General features: G+C 63.0%; 14 protein-coding genes. 8 read left to right on the top strand and 6 right to left on the bottom strand.

The features are described from left to right. Positions 1-13: 13 nt before the first annotated feature. Entirely contained in the window at positions 14-3,388 is a 3,375-nt protein-coding gene (locus WIR04_RS05620; protein WP_338891130.1) for an AAA family ATPase, read from the bottom strand. A 173-nt stretch (positions 3,389-3,561) separates the two neighbouring features. Between WIR04_RS05620 and cysZ the strand changes: the two genes are divergently transcribed. Both cysZ and WIR04_RS05610 read left to right on the top strand, forming a co-directional pair. Then, positions 3,562-4,326: a sulfate transporter CysZ gene (gene cysZ / locus WIR04_RS05615; RefSeq protein WP_163153521.1), complete on the top strand. Its 765-nt coding sequence runs from the start codon at positions 3,562-3,564 to the stop codon at positions 4,324-4,326. Between the two features lie 134 nt (positions 4,327-4,460). Beyond that, the gene (locus WIR04_RS05610) at positions 4,461-5,075 is read left to right on the top strand and encodes a trimeric intracellular cation channel family protein (RefSeq protein ID WP_042649503.1); all 615 of its coding nucleotides are present in this window, start codon (positions 4,461-4,463) and stop codon (positions 5,073-5,075) included. A gap of 93 nt (positions 5,076-5,168) precedes the next feature. Here the strand turns inward: WIR04_RS05610 and WIR04_RS05605 are convergent, their stop codons facing one another. From WIR04_RS05605 to WIR04_RS05590, 4 genes are all read right to left on the bottom strand, one after another. Then, positions 5,169-5,420 carry a DUF3862 domain-containing protein gene (locus WIR04_RS05605; RefSeq protein ID WP_205641252.1) on the bottom strand — a complete coding sequence of 84 codons (252 nt, stop codon included), beginning with the start codon at positions 5,418-5,420 and terminating at the stop codon, positions 5,169-5,171. Between the two features lie 61 nt (positions 5,421-5,481). Then, entirely contained in the window at positions 5,482-6,027 is a 546-nt protein-coding gene (locus tag WIR04_RS05600; protein WP_139746296.1) for a YcbK family protein, read from the bottom strand. Between the two features lie 148 nt (positions 6,028-6,175). Beyond that, positions 6,176-7,657 carry a L,D-transpeptidase family protein gene (locus WIR04_RS05595; protein WP_338891123.1) on the bottom strand — a complete coding sequence of 494 codons (1,482 nt, stop codon included), beginning with the start codon at positions 7,655-7,657 and terminating at the stop codon, positions 6,176-6,178. 91 nt (positions 7,658-7,748) lie between these two features. Continuing rightward, positions 7,749-8,516, bottom strand: coding sequence for a substrate-binding periplasmic protein (locus tag WIR04_RS05590; RefSeq protein ID WP_338891121.1), 768 nt, complete (start codon positions 8,514-8,516; stop codon positions 7,749-7,751). Positions 8,517-8,826: 310 nt separating this feature from the next. Between WIR04_RS05590 and WIR04_RS05585 the strand changes: the two genes are divergently transcribed. The 5 genes from WIR04_RS05585 to WIR04_RS05565 all read left to right on the top strand — a co-directional run bounded on the left by WIR04_RS05585 (position 8,827) and on the right by WIR04_RS05565 (position 14,352). After that, positions 8,827-9,372 carry a hypothetical protein gene (locus WIR04_RS05585; RefSeq protein WP_025327877.1) on the top strand — a complete coding sequence of 182 codons (546 nt, stop codon included), beginning with the start codon at positions 8,827-8,829 and terminating at the stop codon, positions 9,370-9,372. Positions 9,373-9,425: 53 nt separating this feature from the next. Then, positions 9,426-10,463 carry a glycosyltransferase family 2 protein gene (locus tag WIR04_RS05580; protein ID WP_025327878.1) on the top strand — a complete coding sequence of 346 codons (1,038 nt, stop codon included), beginning with the start codon at positions 9,426-9,428 and terminating at the stop codon, positions 10,461-10,463. Continuing rightward, on the top strand, positions 10,460-10,831 hold the full coding sequence (locus WIR04_RS05575; protein ID WP_005324511.1) for a GtrA family protein: 372 nt from the start codon (positions 10,460-10,462) through the stop codon (positions 10,829-10,831). Before WIR04_RS05580 ends, WIR04_RS05575 begins: the two co-directional genes overlap by 4 nt. Beyond that, positions 10,831-11,997: a membrane protein gene (locus WIR04_RS05570; RefSeq protein WP_025327879.1), complete on the top strand. Its 1,167-nt coding sequence runs from the start codon at positions 10,831-10,833 to the stop codon at positions 11,995-11,997. Before WIR04_RS05575 ends, WIR04_RS05570 begins: the two co-directional genes overlap by 1 nt. Before the next feature lie 231 nt (positions 11,998-12,228). Next, entirely contained in the window at positions 12,229-14,352 is a 2,124-nt protein-coding gene (locus WIR04_RS05565) for an alpha-amylase (RefSeq protein ID WP_338891118.1), read from the top strand. Positions 14,353-14,422: 70 nt separating this feature from the next. Here WIR04_RS05565 and WIR04_RS05560 read toward each other — a convergent pair whose 3' ends face one another. After that, entirely contained in the window at positions 14,423-15,049 is a 627-nt protein-coding gene (locus tag WIR04_RS05560) for a glutathione S-transferase (protein WP_163136538.1), read from the bottom strand. A 159-nt stretch (positions 15,050-15,208) separates the two neighbouring features. Between WIR04_RS05560 and WIR04_RS05555 the strand changes: the two genes are divergently transcribed. Beyond that, a complete protein-coding gene (locus WIR04_RS05555) occupies positions 15,209-15,853 on the top strand; it encodes a response regulator (RefSeq protein ID WP_025327882.1) in 645 nt (214 codons plus the stop codon). The last annotated feature ends 106 nt before the right edge of the window (positions 15,854-15,959 follow it).

Genomic DNA, 15,959 nt, shown 5'->3' with positions numbered 1-15,959 from the left:
GCTGCTTCTCTTTCTAGTTTTGCTCAGCCAAAGCGACGGCTTCACCGATGTCAACCGACACGATGCGAGAAACCCCGGGCTCTTGCATCGTGACGCCTATCAGCTGCTCGGCCATCTCCATGGAGACCTTATTATGACTGATGTAAACGAACTGTACTGTGCTCGACATCTCTTTGACAAGAGAACAGAAGCGACCCACGTTCACTTCATCGAGCGGTGCATCCACCTCATCCAGCAGACAGAAGGGTGCTGGATTGAGTCTGAAGATGGCAAAAACCAGCGCAAGGGCGGTTAGCGCCTTCTCCCCCCCGGAAAGCAGGGCAATGGTAGCATTCTTCTTGCCCGGAGGTCTTGCCATGATGCTCACTCCGGCTTCCAAAAGATCGTCCGAGGTCAGCTCAAGCCAGGCACTGCCCCCCCCGAACACTTTCGGGAACAGGGATTTTAAATCTTCGTTGACCTTATCGAAAGTGTCGCGGAAGCGTATTTGTGTTTCTTTATCAATTCTTTTAATGGCTTGGCTCAAGGTTTCCAGCGCCTGCTCCAGATCCTGGCACTGGTTTTCCAGGTAGCTTGCGCGGGTTTTCGCCTCTTCATACTCCTCCAGCGCCGCCAGGTTGATGGCGCCAAGTGCCTCCACTTGTGTCTCCAGCATGTGGATCTCCTGGCGCAACTTGCCGCGATCGGCGGCGATCAGCACGGCCTGATCGAGATCCACCAGGCGCACTCCCAGCTCTTCGAACTGCTCGTGCAGCCCCTGTCGCCGGGTCAGGTTGCGCTCCCGCTCCAGTCTGAGCTGGGCGAGTTTCTCCTGCAGGGTCACCAGCTGCTTGTGATCGGCGCTTCTGGCCTGCTCCAGCTCGGCCAGTTGGCGCTCCAGCTCGGCGAGCCGCTGATGGCAGGCGAGCTGCTGCGCCTCCAGGTTGCGTTGCTCCGCCAGCAGGGGCGAGATGTCCTGCACCGCCTGGGCGTCCGGTCCCTTTAGCTCGGCCAGCTCCAGCCCGAGCCGGGCCAGCTCCTGCTCGCGCAGGGTGATGAGCTGCGCCAGATTTTGCTGCGCCAGTTGCCAGCGCTGGCAGCTTGCCTGCTGCTGCTCCCGGCGCGCACGCGCCTCCTCCAGCGCTCGCTCGGCACCTGTGACCCCTTCCTGGGCCAGCAAGAGTGCCTCGGCAAGCGGCTCTCCCTGCTCCTGCAGCTCGGCAAGGTGCGCCTCTTCCAGCTCGAGCTGCTGCTGGGCCACGGCCAGTCGCTCGGCCTCCTCGGCCTGCTCCTTGTCCAGCCGGATCAACTCTTCCCCAAGCTGGCCGAGGCGCAGCAGCCGCTCCTGACGCTGACCCTGCTGCAGGCTCCAGGCTTCCCGCAGTTGCTGCCATTGCTGCTCCTGCTCGCGCAGGGTGCGCTGACTCGCCTCAAAGGCGCTGTGCAAATGGGCACGGTCGGCATCTGCTGCCTTCAACTGGGCATCCAGCTGAACCAGCGCCTGCTCCCCTGCGGTCAGTTCGGTGTGTAACCGCTCACGTTCACCGAGCAACGCCAGGGTGCCGAGAGCGCCGCCCTGGCCGAGATCGGCCCAGTTCGGGCCAAACCAGTCCCCCGCGGGGGTCAGCACAGACTCACCGGCCAAGAGAGATGGCTGGCGGGCCAGGGCCGTCTCCCTGTCATCGGCCAGCCAGATGACGTTGAGGAAGGCGGGGATGTGATCCCCCTCGAGCCGGGCCGCCAGGGTGCCAGGCACCGCAGGGTGAGCCGGGCCTATCCAGAGCCCCCCCTGCTCGAGGTTGCATTGGTCCCCCGGCTGGGCGGTGAGCCAGCGCCCGAGCACCTTGTCCAGCGCCTGGGTCCACTCGGGGGCGACCTGCAGCCGATCCGCCAGGGTGGCGCCCAGCATCTGCTCCCCCAGCATCTGATTAAGAGTGGTGAGGCGGGCCCCGAGCTCGCGCAGCAGACCGCCCTGCCGATCCCGCTCTCCCTTGAGAGCCTCGTGACTGGCCAGGCTGGCCTGCCATTGCGCCTCCAGCTCCCCGTGGCGGGCCCGGGAGAGCGCCAGCTCGGCCGACAGGGCATCCAGCGCGGGTTGCAGGCTCTCACCTTCCCCGCCGAGGGGGCCGGCCTGTTCATCCGCCAGCTTGAGTCGCGCCAGCCGGGTCTTGGCCTGCAGCTCCTGCAGGCCATTCAACTGGGTGCGGGTCTGGTTGAGACTGCCCTGTGCCTGGCCGAGCTGCTGCTGCCACTGCTGCTGGCGTTGGCGGGCCAGTTCCAGCCGCTCGCCGGCCGCGAGGCGAACGGCCTGCTGGTCGGCGAGTAACTGCTCACACTGCTCGAGGCGCGCCGACTCCACCTCTCCCTGGAGGACGCCCTCGGCCTGCTGCTCCTGCTGGCTGGCCAGCTGCTCCTTGATGCTGTCGATGCGCTCGCCGAGGGCCTGACGCCGCACCTGCCAGTCGCGACCGAGCTCGGTCTGGTGCAGCTGCTGTTGCTCGAGGCGGGCGATGGCCTGGCCGCCGAGGAAGATCTGCTGCTGACGACTCGCCTGCTCGGCCTGGGCCTCCTGGCGGGCCACCGACAGGGTGACGTGGCGCCCCTCGTCGGCGGTGCGCTTGGCATCGAGCGCCGCCAGCGCCTGCTCGGCCTGGGCCAGCTCGCTCTTGGCCTCGCCGAGGCGGGTCTCCAGCGCCCACAGCTCGGAGCCGATGAGCTCGGCCCTTGCGGCGCGCGAACGACCCTTGAGCTGCTTGTAGCGCTCGGCGGTTTCGGCCTGGGATTTGAGGTGCTCGAGGCGGGAGCCCAGTTCGCCACGAATGTCGCCGAGGCGCTCCAGGTTCTCCTGGGTGTGGCGGATGCGCTGCTCCGTTTCCCGGCGCCGCTCCTTGTAGCGGGAGACCCCCGCCGCCTCCTCCATGAAGAGCTTGAGATCCGCCGGGCGCGACTCCACCAGCCGGCTGACGGTGCCTTGCTCTATGATGGCGTAGCTGCGCGGACCCAGGCCGGTGCCGAGGAAGAGATCGGTCACGTCCTTGCGGCGGCACTTCTGGCCGTTGATCTGGTAGTGGTTGGATCCGTCTCGCAACACCTCGCGGCGTACCGAGATCTCGGTATAACGGCCAAATTCACCGGGCACCCGGTTGTGGGGATTGTCGAACACCAGCTCCACCGAGGCGCGGCCATGGGGGCTGCGGTTGATGGAGCCGTTGAAGATGACGTCCGTCATGTTCTCGCCGCGCAGGTGGCGGGCTGAACTCTCCCCCAGCACCCAGCGCACGGCGTCGATGACGTTGGATTTGCCACAGCCGTTGGGGCCCACCACGGCGGTCATGTCGGCCGACAGTTCGATGCGGGTCGGCTCGACGAACGACTTGAAGCCGGCGAGTTTGATCAGTTTCAGACGCATGGCGACCCGTATCAGTGGAGAAGTGAAGAGGCTGCGGGCGGGCTGTCAGCCCACGAATATCATCCGACGCCCGGCCTGACCGGGCGGGATATCAGGAATAGTTCGCGACTTTACCAAATTGGAGGCTTGTTTGTAATATGCTGGCACCCTACCCCTTCATTGATGGATCTCAGATGAGCCAATCTCCTCACATGGTCAAAGATTCGGTCAGCGGTGCAGACTACTTCCTGCGCGGCTTCTCCCTCATCCGCCAGCCGGGCATCCGCACCTTCGTGCTGATCCCCTTGCTGGTCAACTTCGTGCTGTTCGCCGGCGCCTTCTATGCCCTGCTGCTGCAACTCGACGGCCTGTTCGCCTGGCTGCACCAGCAGATCCCGGCCTGGCTCTCCTGGCTCGACTACCTGCTGTGGCCCATCGCCCTCATCACCATACTGGTGGTGTTCTCTTTCATCTTCAGCTCGGTGATCAACTGGATAGCGGCCCCCTTCAACGGCCTGCTGGCGGAGAAGGTGGAGCAGATCCTCACCGGCGAGGCGGTGAGCGACACCGGCATGCTGGACGTGGTCAAGGATGTGCCGCGCACCTTCAGCCGCGAATGGACCAAGCTGAAGTACTACCTGCCCAAGGCCATCGGCTGCATGATCCTGTTCTTCATTCCGGTGGTGGGCCAGACCCTGGCCCCCGTGCTCTGGTTCCTGTTCAGCGCCTGGATGATGGCGATCCAGTATGTGGACTACCCGTTCGACAACCACAAGATCGACTTCATCACCATGCGCGATGCCTTGAAGCAGCGCCGCGGCAAGTGCCTGAGCTTCGGCGCCCTGGTCACCCTCTTCTCCGCCATTCCCGTGGTCAATCTGTTCGTGATGCCGGTCGCCATCTGTGGCGCCACCGCCATGTGGGTGGATCAGTATCGCAGCGAACAGCTCCGCCGCTGAGCCGCGCAGTCATAACCAAAAACGGGGGCACAGGCCCCCTTTTCATTACTTAATCTAATGCAAACATGAGAGTGCTTGTCGTGCCAGGCCAGGCTTGTTAGGATGCGGGCCTTTCTCGCACCCTGGGATAACTCATGTTACATGCACTCTTCTTGCTCGGCCTGGTGGCCGAAGGGATGACTGGCGCGCTGGCGGCGGGTCGGCGGCGGATGGATCTGTTTGGTGTCGTCATCATCGCCTCGGCGACGGCCATAGGGGGAGGTACCATCCGGGATGTGCTGCTCGGGCACTATCCCCTGCTCTGGGTGGAACACCCCGAATATGTGCTGCTGGTGGCGGGGGCGGCCATGGCGGGGGTCATTTCGGCCCCGCTGATGCGCTATCTCGGCAAGCTGTTCCTGGCCCTCGATGCCCTGGGACTGGTGGTCTTCTCCATCTTTGGTGCGGCCCGGGCGCTCGAGATGGGGCACGGGGCCGGCATCGCCTGCATCATGGCGGTGGTGACAGGCGTCTTTGGCGGCGTGCTGCGGGATCTCTTGTGCCAGCGCATCCCGCTGGTGTTCAAGCGCGAGCTCTACGCCGCCGTCTCCCTGGTGACGGCCGCCCTCTACTGCTTCGCACTGGATCAAGGCCTGCCCAATGACTGGGCCGCCTTCGGGGCCATCGGCATCGGCTTCGTGCTGCGGCTGCTGGCGGTGCGCTTCAAGTGGGGACTCCCCACCTTCAATTACCAGTACGCCACCCACTGAGCGCGCCAGTTTCTGGCTGGATTGGCTGGATTGCACGCAACAAAAAAGCGCCGGATGGCGCTTTTTTGTTGCTGATGACAGTGAAAAACTGACTCAGTTGATCCCTTCCGAACTGAAGAAGGTGGCCTTGTCGGCGATGAAACGGATCTTGATGTTCTTGCCGTCCCCGCCCCAGACGCAGCTGGTGGTGCCGAGCGCATCGTCGCAACGCTCCGCCTTGCCCAAGATGGCGCTCGCCTCGGCATAGCTGATCCCCATCTTCAGCTTGTCGTAGTTTTCCCGGTTCAGCTTGCTGCACCCGGTCAGCAGCAGGGCGATCAGCCCGCCAAGCAAAATATGCTTCATCTGTCTCTCCTCTGGATAGTGTCCAGAGCCTAGCAGCTCGGGGCCACCCTGTGCCAACCCGTTACCAGCTCCGTACCGGCCCGGTATCGAGGTGGACGAAGTTGTCGGAGGGGTAGTAACCCACGCCGCCGACCTTGAGGTTCAGGGCCGCCTTGCGCAGGTGCGCCAGCTGCACGCCGGGGATCCGCACATCCACCGCCTGCCCCAGGGTGTGGTAGCTGTGTTTGGCGACCCCACGGCTGCGCTGGCGCTTCTGGCGATTGGTGGCCGGGGAGCGGTAACCCGAGATGAGCTGAATTTCCCCCTTGCGGCCCAGCTTGTGCTGCAGCAGAAACAGCTGATCGAACAGCTTTCTGTCGATGTTGAACACTTCGTTGCGGCGATAGTCGCGGAAGATATGGTTGAGTTCCGCCAGGCCATCGTTCAGATAGCGGCCATTCTCCCAATAGCTGGCGTTGACCCGCTCGCCGGTATTGAGGTTGAAGAAGCTGAGTTCACGCCCTGTCGTGCTGCGGCTCGCCGCGGCCGGGAACGACAGCAGGCTGGCCCCCATCAGGCAACCGGCCCCCAGCAGCAGACGGCGTCGGCTTATCTCTTGTTCCAGCATCCGTTGTCCGTCCATTCCAGAGTGAAGTAACAGTGGTGAATGAATTTGATACAGAGGCCGAAACTACCCGCCCATGAAAGTCATGTCAAACCGCAAGCGCCCATGAAAAAGCCCGGCATGAGCCGGGCGCTTCACTCTGTGGCGGGGATCACAGCAAGCGGCTCTGGAAGCTCACTCGATCGAATCCGTAGATGTCATTGCGCAGTTGCTGACGTCCCTCTTCATCGATCCAGCTGCTCCAGTAGACGGTGAAGACAGGGATAGGAGTGGTCAACGGCAGCCACTTGGTCTGGGTCTCTTTCAGTATGCTGGCGACCTTGTCCGGCTGATAACGGGAGTCGGCGAGCAGCAGCTCGGCCAGATCGTCCGCGTGCTCGACCCGGATGCAGCCGGAGCTGAAGGCACGCGCCCCCTGCTCGAACAGGGCCTTGCGCGGCGTCGAATGCAGGTAGATGGCGTCGTTGTTGGGCAGGTAGAACTTGTAGCGCCCCAGGGCATTGTGATCCCCCGGCTTTTGCCGCAACCGGTAAGGGAAGCCGGACGCCAGCGCATGGTGCCAGCCATCTTCGCTGAACTGCACCGGGTTGCCCTCGCCGTCGATCACCTCGAACTGCTCGCGATCCAGATAGGCGGGATCCCGACCCAGCTTGGGCAGAATGTCCTTGCTCAGGATGGAGCGCGGCACATGCCAGGCGGGGTTGAGCACTATGGAGCGGATCTCGCTGGCGAGGATGGGGGTGGCCCGCTGCTCCTTGCCGACGATGACTCTGCTGGTGAAGACCTCGCTGCCGGACTCCACCACGCTCAGGCGGTAATCCGGGATATTGACCAGCACGTAGCGACCGGCGAGGTGATCCACCAGGTCCCGTCGCCACAGGTTGCGCAGCAGCAGGCTGGCACGCACCTGCGGCCCGGTATTGAGCCAGGAGCGGGTCTGGCGGCCTATGATGCCGTCGGCGGTCAGGCCGTGGCGGCGCTGGAACTGCTTGATGGCCTGCTCGGTATACGCGTCGTAGAGGCTGTCCTGATGGGTGGGGGCACCGTCCCCCAGCTCGTTGAGGATGGAGCGGATCTGCCCCAGCTCGGTGGCGCTCTCCCCGGCTCGCAGGGTCGGCATGTCCAGAGTCGGCCAATGCTTGGCCATGGGCATGGCCAGCAGCTTGCGCACTTCGTCGCGCACGGCCTCGTATTCGGCGACCTGGGGCCTGAGCTGCTTGACCTGATCCAGCAGGTTGTCACCCAGGGGCTCGTGGGCCAGGGGCTTGGTCAGGTCCAGCTTGAGGGTCTGCATCTGCTCGCGGGCGACCAGGTCCATGGCGCGCCAGGCTTGCTGGAAACGCGCCAGCTTGCCGAAGGCTTCGTCATAGAGGGCACCACGCCTGTCGGCCGGAGTCTTCTGCAACTGCTGCCAGAGCCGGTAGAAATCCGGGTGCAGCTGGGCAAGTACCGCCTCCTGCAGCTGCAGTTCGAGCTCATGGCGCGCCTGCTCGGCGGTGCTGTTCTGATACCAGTCATGCTGGATGCTGGGACTGGCCACCACCATCTGTTCTGTGCTGGCGTGGACCATGCCCACCGGCCAGCAGCCCAGCCAGATAAGGTTTGCCAATGCCAACCAATACTTCTTACCCATGCTTCTTACCACGCTTACCTCATATCGGTTCACTTCGGCCTGTCAGGCGCCACGGTCAGGTGCCCATGATGCGTGAATGCTGGCGACTTTGCTAGCGGGCGGGCACGTAACGGCGCCAGATGAGCGCATGCTCCTCACTCTTGCCAACGGCCTCGAGCGCCTGGTTGAAACGCTGCACAAACTCCCCCGACAAGGTCTTCTTGCTCAGCATGAAGAAGGTCGGCGTCTCATAGACCCCCATGATATGGGGGACGACCTCCTCTGCCAGTCCCTCTCTCTTCAGACCCCAGGGGGTGGCCAGAATATCCCCAAGAAATCCGTCTATCCGTCCCAGCTGCAGCTTGCGATAGTTTTGCACGTCATTGACCTCGCTCACCTGGGCGCGGTAGCGCTGCAACAGACGGGCTATCTCGGGGCCATAGTTGTAGTCCCTGGTCACCCCCAGCCTGTTGCCCCTGGCCAGCCAACTCGCCAGATCCTGCTCCCCCTTGTCACCGGACTTGCGCACCCAGAGTGCCGTGCGCCCCGGGTTGTAGGCGTTGGAGAACCAGGCATAGCGCGCCCTGTCTTCAACGAAATAGGCTTCCATGGCGATGTCCAGCCGGCCCTGCTCCAGATCGTGCAGCCCCCGCTTCCAGGGACGCTCCAGATAGACGAGGCGACAGCCCAGCCTGGCCGAGACGGCGTTGAGATAGTCGACCGCGAAGCCGCGCAACTCCCGGTGGCCGTTCTCCTGCTGGTAATAGTGATAAGGGGGCCAGTCGTCGAAACCGACGCGCAGGGGAGAAGTACAGAGCGGTTGGGCCAACAGCGAGTGAAGGGGCAGGCAGCAGAGCAGGCACAGAACTAGCAGTCTCATGAGTCATCCTTGACGGCGGGACGGCCCATCTTAATTCTGCCGAAGAGAAATGGCGACAGATCCTGCCACAGCAATGCGCAATATCAGCCATTTGCCTGATGAAGCCATGGGCAGGACAGGGCCCCAGGCCATGCTGCAAGCCCACTGCAGAGGCAGGATGCACACGACCCCAAAGTCCCTTGGTCTGCAGGGGCATTGGGGGTTAATATGTGAGCAAATTTATTTTTGTGATCCACTATGCTTTTTTTGCAATTGGATTAGCATATGCGCGAATCCAGCCTACCTATCCGTCGGGCATCGAGTGAGTAATATGACCTACAAAAAGTTCGGTTTTCTGGCTGCCATACTGGCATTGAGCGGTTTTTACCTTTACACCCTCTACTTGGCCGCTCACCCCAACGTGAGCCTGGCTTACAAGCTCTATTACCTGGAAGGCAAGACCCGCTTCTGGGAGCACAACTCCAGCATGACTTACCAGCCGGGCAACGAGCTCAACCTGACCAAACCGAGCCGCTTCCTCTCTAGCGAAGGCTGGGCCAAGAAGCCCAGTGCCGAAGGCACCCAGCTCAGTGGCAAGGGCGGCCTCTATTTCGTGCTGCCCAAGCAGCAGGCCCAACCTGAGCAGCTCACCATCCAGGCCAGGATCAACAGCCCGGAAGCAGGCACCCTGCTCAAGGTGGCCCTGGGTCATGATTTCACCACCACGGTCAAGCTGGCCAAGGCGGGCATCAACGAGATCCGGCTCAACCTGCCGGGCGACTCCCTGACGGCCGATCCCAAGCATCCCAACTTCCTGGCGCTCTCCGCTCCGACACCGCTCAACGTCCAGTCGGTACGTCTGACCGTCGCTCAGTGAAGTTGAAGATCCCTGCAGTCTTATAAAATAATTCTTTCAATAAGGAAGTTCCCATGTCGCATGCCGATTTTCGACTCTCTCTGGTCGTGCCCGTTTACAACGAGGAAGAGAGCATAGACGCCTTCATCAGCGCGATAGATGCCGAACTGGCCCCCCTCAAAGACCGGCTTGAAATCGTGTTCGTCAACGACGGCAGCCGCGACCGTACCCGCGAAGTGGTCGAGCAGGCCATCGCCCGCGACCCGCGCGTGACCCTGGTCAACCTGGCCCGCAACTTCGGCAAGGAAGCGGCCATGACCGCAGGCCTGCATCAGGCCAAGGGCGATGCCATGGTCCCCATGGACGTGGATCTGCAAGATCCCCCCTCCCTCATCCTGGAGTTCGTCAAGCTGTGGCAGACAGGTGACTACGACACCGTCTACGGCATCCGGGTCGATCGCAGCGCCGACACCCCGATGAAGCGCCTCACCGCCGGCGGCTTCTACCGCTTCTTCAACGCCCTCTCCACCAGCACCAAGCTGCCGGAGAACGCCGGTGACTTCCGACTCATCGATCGCAAGGTGGTCGAGGCCCTCAAGCAACTGCCGGAGCGCAACCGCTTCATGAAGGGGCTCTTCGCCTGGGCCGGTTTCCGTGCCGTCGGTGTCCCCTACGAGCGTCCGGCACGCCACGCCGGTGAAACCAAGTTCAACTACTGGAAGCTGTGGAACTTCGCCCTCGACGGCCTGATGAGCTTCTCCAGCTGGCCGCTGCGGGTCTGGAGCTACGTGGGGGTCGGCGTCTCCTTCATCGCCTTCCTCTATATCCTCAAGATCATCACCCAGGTGCTCTTCTTCGGCATAGACGTGCCGGGCTACGCCTCCCTGATGTCGGTAATGCTGTTCCTCGGCGGCATTCAGCTGCTGTCCCTTGGCATCATAGGCGAGTACATAGGCCGCATGTTCGTGGAAGTGAAGCAGCGCCCCGTCTACCTCATCGAGGGGATCTACGGCCAGTATGCCCAGCAGGACGCGGGCAAGCAGCCGGATGCGGCGGCAACCCAAAGTGAGAAGGCGCAGGATGCGGACAAGCAGGAGCCGGCGTCCCAATGATCTCCCGCGAGGAATTCTGGCGGCTGGTTCGCTTCGGTTTTGTCGGCGGGGGGGCCACCCTCGTCGATCTGGGCACCTCCATCGCCCTGTTCCACACCTGGCCCGCCATCTCTGAGCATCTGGTCACGACCCTGGCCTTTGCCATCGCGTTCTGGTTCTCGTTTTTCGGCCATCGCTACATCACCTTCCAGAAGCAAGGTGCCGCCAGCAAGTTTCTGCTGGTGGCCCTCTTCTCCCTGGCGGTGCGTAACCTCATCCTGAGCGGCCTGCTGTTTGCGGGTCTCTCCGGACTGCTGCCGGTGGTGATTGCCACCCTGACCGTTACCGTACTCACCTACATACTCTCTCGCGTCTGGGTTTTTGCCTGATGAATGACATGACCAATACTCCTCCCCTCGCCGGGGATGCACTCCCCTATCGCCCGTCACTGCGCATCAGCAGCCGCGACTGGCTGATGATCATCGCCGCCTTCGTGCTGAGCCGGGTGGCCCTGTACGGCATGGGCTATTTCGGTGTCCAGCTCTACGGCGCCCCCGACATAGGCCCGCTGCAAGCCTATTGCCAGTTCGACTGCGTCTGGTTCCAGCGCATCATAGAGAACGGCTACGACCTCTACCCACGCTGGCTGAGCAAGGGCAACGCGGCGAACTGGGCCTTCATGCCGCTCTACCCCATGCTCGCCGGCGGGCTCTCCAGCCTGCTCAACATGGAGAGCCTGATCGGCCTGATGCTGGTGGCCAACATCGCCTTCTTCATCAGCCTGCCGCTGATGCTGCTGGTGCTGCGCCAGCTCAAGCTGGGGGATGAGACAGCCCGCTTCGGGGTCTGGCTGCTGGCCTTCTCCCCCTTCTCCGCCTACTTCGTGTCCGGCTACACCGAACCCATGTTCATGGCGCTGATGCTGGGCATGTTCCTGTTCGCCTACCGCGAGCAGTGGCTGATGGTCGCCTTCCTCGGCATCTTCATCTCCGGGACCCGCAACCTGGGGGTAATGATGGTGTTCCCCGTGCTGATCCTGGCGCTGCAGGCCTATGGCTGGCGCGAGTTCTTCCGCTTCACCGAGCGGGCCTTCAAGGTGGTGTTCACCCTCTGGCTCATCCCCCTCGGCCTCTTCTCCTACATGGTCTACCTCTATCACCTGACCGGAGATGCGCTCGCCTTCAAGCACATCCAGGTCGCCTGGGGTCGCTACATGGACAGCCCCCTGGACTGGTGGCTGAGCGGCTTCGAGCTGGGCGGTCGCAAGGCCTACCTCTCCATCATGGTGATCTTCGGCTGGTGCCTGAACGGCTACCTGTTCAGCCAGAAGCGCTGGGCCGAGGCGACCCTGATGTTCATCTGCTGCACCATACCGCTGATGACAGGGCTCAACGCCATGCCGCGTTATATGTTCGGCCTCTACCCGACCCTGCTGGCCATCATCTTGCTGGCCCATCGCTGGCCCGCCATCCGCCCTGCGGTGCTCTGCATCAGCGGCATGGTCGCCTCCTTCATCGCGGTGGCCTTCGTCAACTTCAAGTTCTTTACCGTCTGACGAGCGGTCGCCCGCAGGCGAACAACCCCAACCTGAACATGCCGGTCCATCGACCGGCATTTTTTATGGCGCCTCGCTCCGGGCAGCAGGGCAGTCATCACACTTTGCCGAGCTTGAAAACGTAACCATTTGAACTGACGTCACAAATCGGTGTTTTACCGGTCCAACCCCGACCCTGCACCCCCTAGAATGAGTGCCTCAACGGACCCCACTCAGCTCAAGGAATGGCCTATGCGCTCCTCGTCTCGTCTCGATCTCCGCCCATCAGCCCTGTGGCTCGCACTGCTGGTCACGCCACTGTTCGCCGGTCAGGCGATGGCCGCCCCCGAGGTCTATCTCCACGTGGATGGCAAACCGGTGGCAGAGGCGCTGACGCTGGACAAGGGCACCGTCACCCTGACCCACAGGCTGGACAAGGGCAGCCACCAGATCCGCATCAGCGATGCCGGCAACAGCTGCGGCACCAGCTTCGGGCCGACCGAGGTCAAGGCGCTCCCCTTCGGCACCGCCCAGCCCATGGACAAGTGCAGCAAGGGGGCAAGCTTCAACCTGAGGGTGATGCTGGCGGGGGACTACGAGTTCACCTTCAACCCTGATACCCCCAGCCTCAAGGTGCTGCGGGCGACCAAAAAGAGCGAGTTCAAACGCCAGCCCCCGACAGAGCCCTGTATCGCCTGGGATGGTGGCCCGGTGACGGTGTTGCTGAAAGGAGTCTGGCCCGACGGCACCCGGCTGCGGGATGCCTACTCCAGACAGGAGGCCGTGGTCACCCAGGGCAAGCTGACCCTGACCCCGAGCAAGGAGAGCGGCGGCCTGCTGCTGCTCGAACCGGTCAAGGCGGCCAAGGCGGCCCCCTTCAGCTGGGATCAGGCGAGCGTCTATTTCCTCCTGACCGACCGCTTCCACAACGGCGATCCCGCCAACGATCACAGCTTCGGCCGCCAGAAGGATGGTCAGGATGAGGTCGCCACCTGGCATGGCGGCGACTTCAAGGGGCTGACCGAGAAGCTCGACTACATCAAGAGCCTCGGCATGAATGCCATCTGGATCACTCCTATGGTGGAACAGGTGCACGGCTTCATCGGCGGCGGCGAGCAGGGCAACTTCCCCTTCTATGCCTACCACGGCTACTGGGCGCTGGACTTCACCAAGATAGATCCCAACTACGGCGACGAGGAGAGCCTGAAGACGCTAGTGGACGAGGCCCACAAGCGCGGCATGCGGATCATCCTGGACGTGGTGATGAACCACGCCGGTTACGCCACCCTGGCGGATCTGCAGGATCTGGGGCTCACCGACCTCACCCAGAACAGCGGCAAGTTGCCGGCCACCTGGAACCAGTGGAGCCCGAGTGGTGGCCTCAACTGGCATGGCTACAACCAGTTTATCGACTACCAATCGAGCGAGTGGAGCAAATGGTGGGGCCCTGACTGGGTGCGTGCAGGCCTGCCCGGTTACCCGCAGCCCGGCACTGACGACGTCACCGGCTCGGTGGCGGGGCTGCCGGACTTCCTGACCGAGTCCAGCAAGCCGGTGGGCCTGCCCCCTCTGCTCGCCGCCAAGCAGGATACCCGGGCCAAGGCGCTCCCCAACGCAAGCGTCAGCGATTATCTCATTGCCTGGCACACCGACTGGGTACGCCGCTTCGGCATCGACGGCTTCCGGGCCGACACCGTCAAGCACCTGGAGCCGGCGGTCTGGGCCAGGCTCAAGCAGGCGGGCACGGCGGCGCTCAAGGAGTGGAAGACCGCCAACCCGGGCAAGGCCCTCGACGATCTACCCTTCTACATGGTGGGCGAGGTGTGGGATCACGGGGTCGCCAAGGATTTCTGGTACCAGAACGGCTTCGATTCCCTGATCAACTTCGACTATCAGCGGGAGTTCGCCCTGCCCCAGGCCCAGTGCATGGCAGGCGCCGATCCCACCTATGCCAGCTACGCCAGCCGCATCAACCAGGATCCCGAGTTCAACGTGCTGAGCTACATCAGCTCCCACGACACCAAGCTGTTCTTTGGTGACTATCAGGACGTGCCGCTGCAACGCAGAGTCGCCAACAGCTTTATGCTGTTGCCGGGGGGCATCCAGCTCTACTACGGGGACGAGTCTGGCCGGGGTCTGGCCAAGGATGGCGGCGTGTTCGATCAGAGCGTGCGATCCGACATGAACTGGCAGGAGATCGGGAGCGGCGAGAAGGCTGAGCTGGTCAAGCACTGGCAAAGGCTCGGCCAGTTCCGCGCCGCCCACCCGGCGGTGGCGGCAGGCAGCCACAAGAAGCTGTCCGATGCCCCCTACAGCTTCGTGCGGGAGAAGGGGGAGGACAAGGTGGTGGTGGTGTTCGCCGGCCGGCAGCCGTAACCCGGCCAGCACCAGACAAACGAGAGGGGAGCCAATGGCTCCCCTCTCTTATTGCGCAGGCCCCTTCACCTCATGCCGGCTGCCGGGCGATGGCCGGCCACTGCAGCCGCGCCTTGACCAGGGTCTCCTGCCACAGGGGCCAGGCCAGCAAGGCTTGCTGATAGGCCCCCGCCTGACCGGGCAAGTCTATGCCGTAGCTCGCCAGCCGATAGGCCATCACGGCATAGAAGGCATCGAGGATCCCCGCCTCCTCAAAGTAGAAGGGCCCCCGAGCCTGGGACCAGAGCGTCTGCAGCCGGGCCAGCTCCCCCAGGGTCTCTACCGGGGGTTCGCTCTGGGTCGGTGCACCGAGGAAGAAGGGCAAGCGACTGCGGATCTGGCCAAAGCCCGAGTGCAGCTCGGCGCAGAGGCTGCGGGCCAATGCCCGCTCGGCCCTATCCACCGGATAGAGGTGGCGCGCCGGGCACAGCTCGTGGAGATACTCGGCGATGGCGAGGGAGTCGTGGATCCGCAGCTCACCGTCATCCAGCCAGGGCACCAGCCCGGCTGGCGCCGTGCGCTTGAGCCGCGCCAACGCCTTGGCATCCTCCAGATCGAACACCTGCTCCTGCCACTCCAGTCCGCTCATGGCGAGCACCAGCGACGCCCGCATCGCCCAGGTGGAACCTGTGCCTACCGTCAATACCAAGGATCCCATTTATTGCCTCCTGCGTTGGGGTTGTTCATGACCCGGCATCGGCCCCGCGGGCACGACATCTCATGGTCGCCTCACATTTGCACACCTGCGAGTTTGACCCCCTTGGGGAGCAGTGCTAGTTTGATTTTTCAAAACAATCAGTTAGCAAAAATGTGAGCAATGGACAGCCAATTTACCATCGTCATCGCAGATGACCACCCCCTGTTTCGGGGCGCCCTCTATCAAGCGGTGCACATGGCCATCGACGAGGCCAGGCTGCTGGAGGCCGACTCCATCGACAGCCTGACCCACCTGCTCGCGGAGCACCCCGAAGTCGATCTGCTGCTGCTCGATCTCAAGATGCCGGGGGCCAACGGCTTCGAGGGACTGGCCTATCTGCGCGGCCAGTACCCGGACCTCCCCATCGTCGTGGTCTCCGCCTCGGAAGATGCCGCCATCATCCAGCAGGTGCTGCGCCTCGGGGCCCTGGGCTTCATTCCCAAGTCGGTTCCCATGAAGGAGCTGGTCAGCGCCCTCAATACGGTGATCGGGGGAGATAACTGGGTGCCGGAAGGGATCTCCCTTCACCCCGAGTCCGAGGATGGTCCCGACTTCGCCAGCAAGCTGGCCAGCCTCACCCCCCAGCAATACAAGGTGCTGATCATGCTGCGGGACGGCAGCCTCAACAAGCAGATCGCCTGGGAGCTCAACGTCTCCGAGGCCACCATCAAGGCACACATCACCGCCATCTTCCGCAAACTCGGCGTCAAGAATCGCACCCAGGCGGTCATCGCCCTGCAGCAGATGGACATCAAGGACAACTGAGATTCTTGTTACCCTCAGGGCCCATATCACTTCCACCTTCCGCAAGCTCGGCGTCAAGCACCGCACCCAGGCGGTCATCGCTCTGCAGCAGATGGACATCAAGGAC

The sequence above is a fragment of the Aeromonas rivipollensis genome (assembly GCF_037811135.1).
Lineage (GTDB): Bacteria > Pseudomonadota > Gammaproteobacteria > Enterobacterales > Aeromonadaceae > Aeromonas > Aeromonas rivipollensis.
The sequence above is the reverse complement of the archived record's forward strand: the minus strand, read 5'-3'. Positions and strand labels throughout refer to the sequence as shown.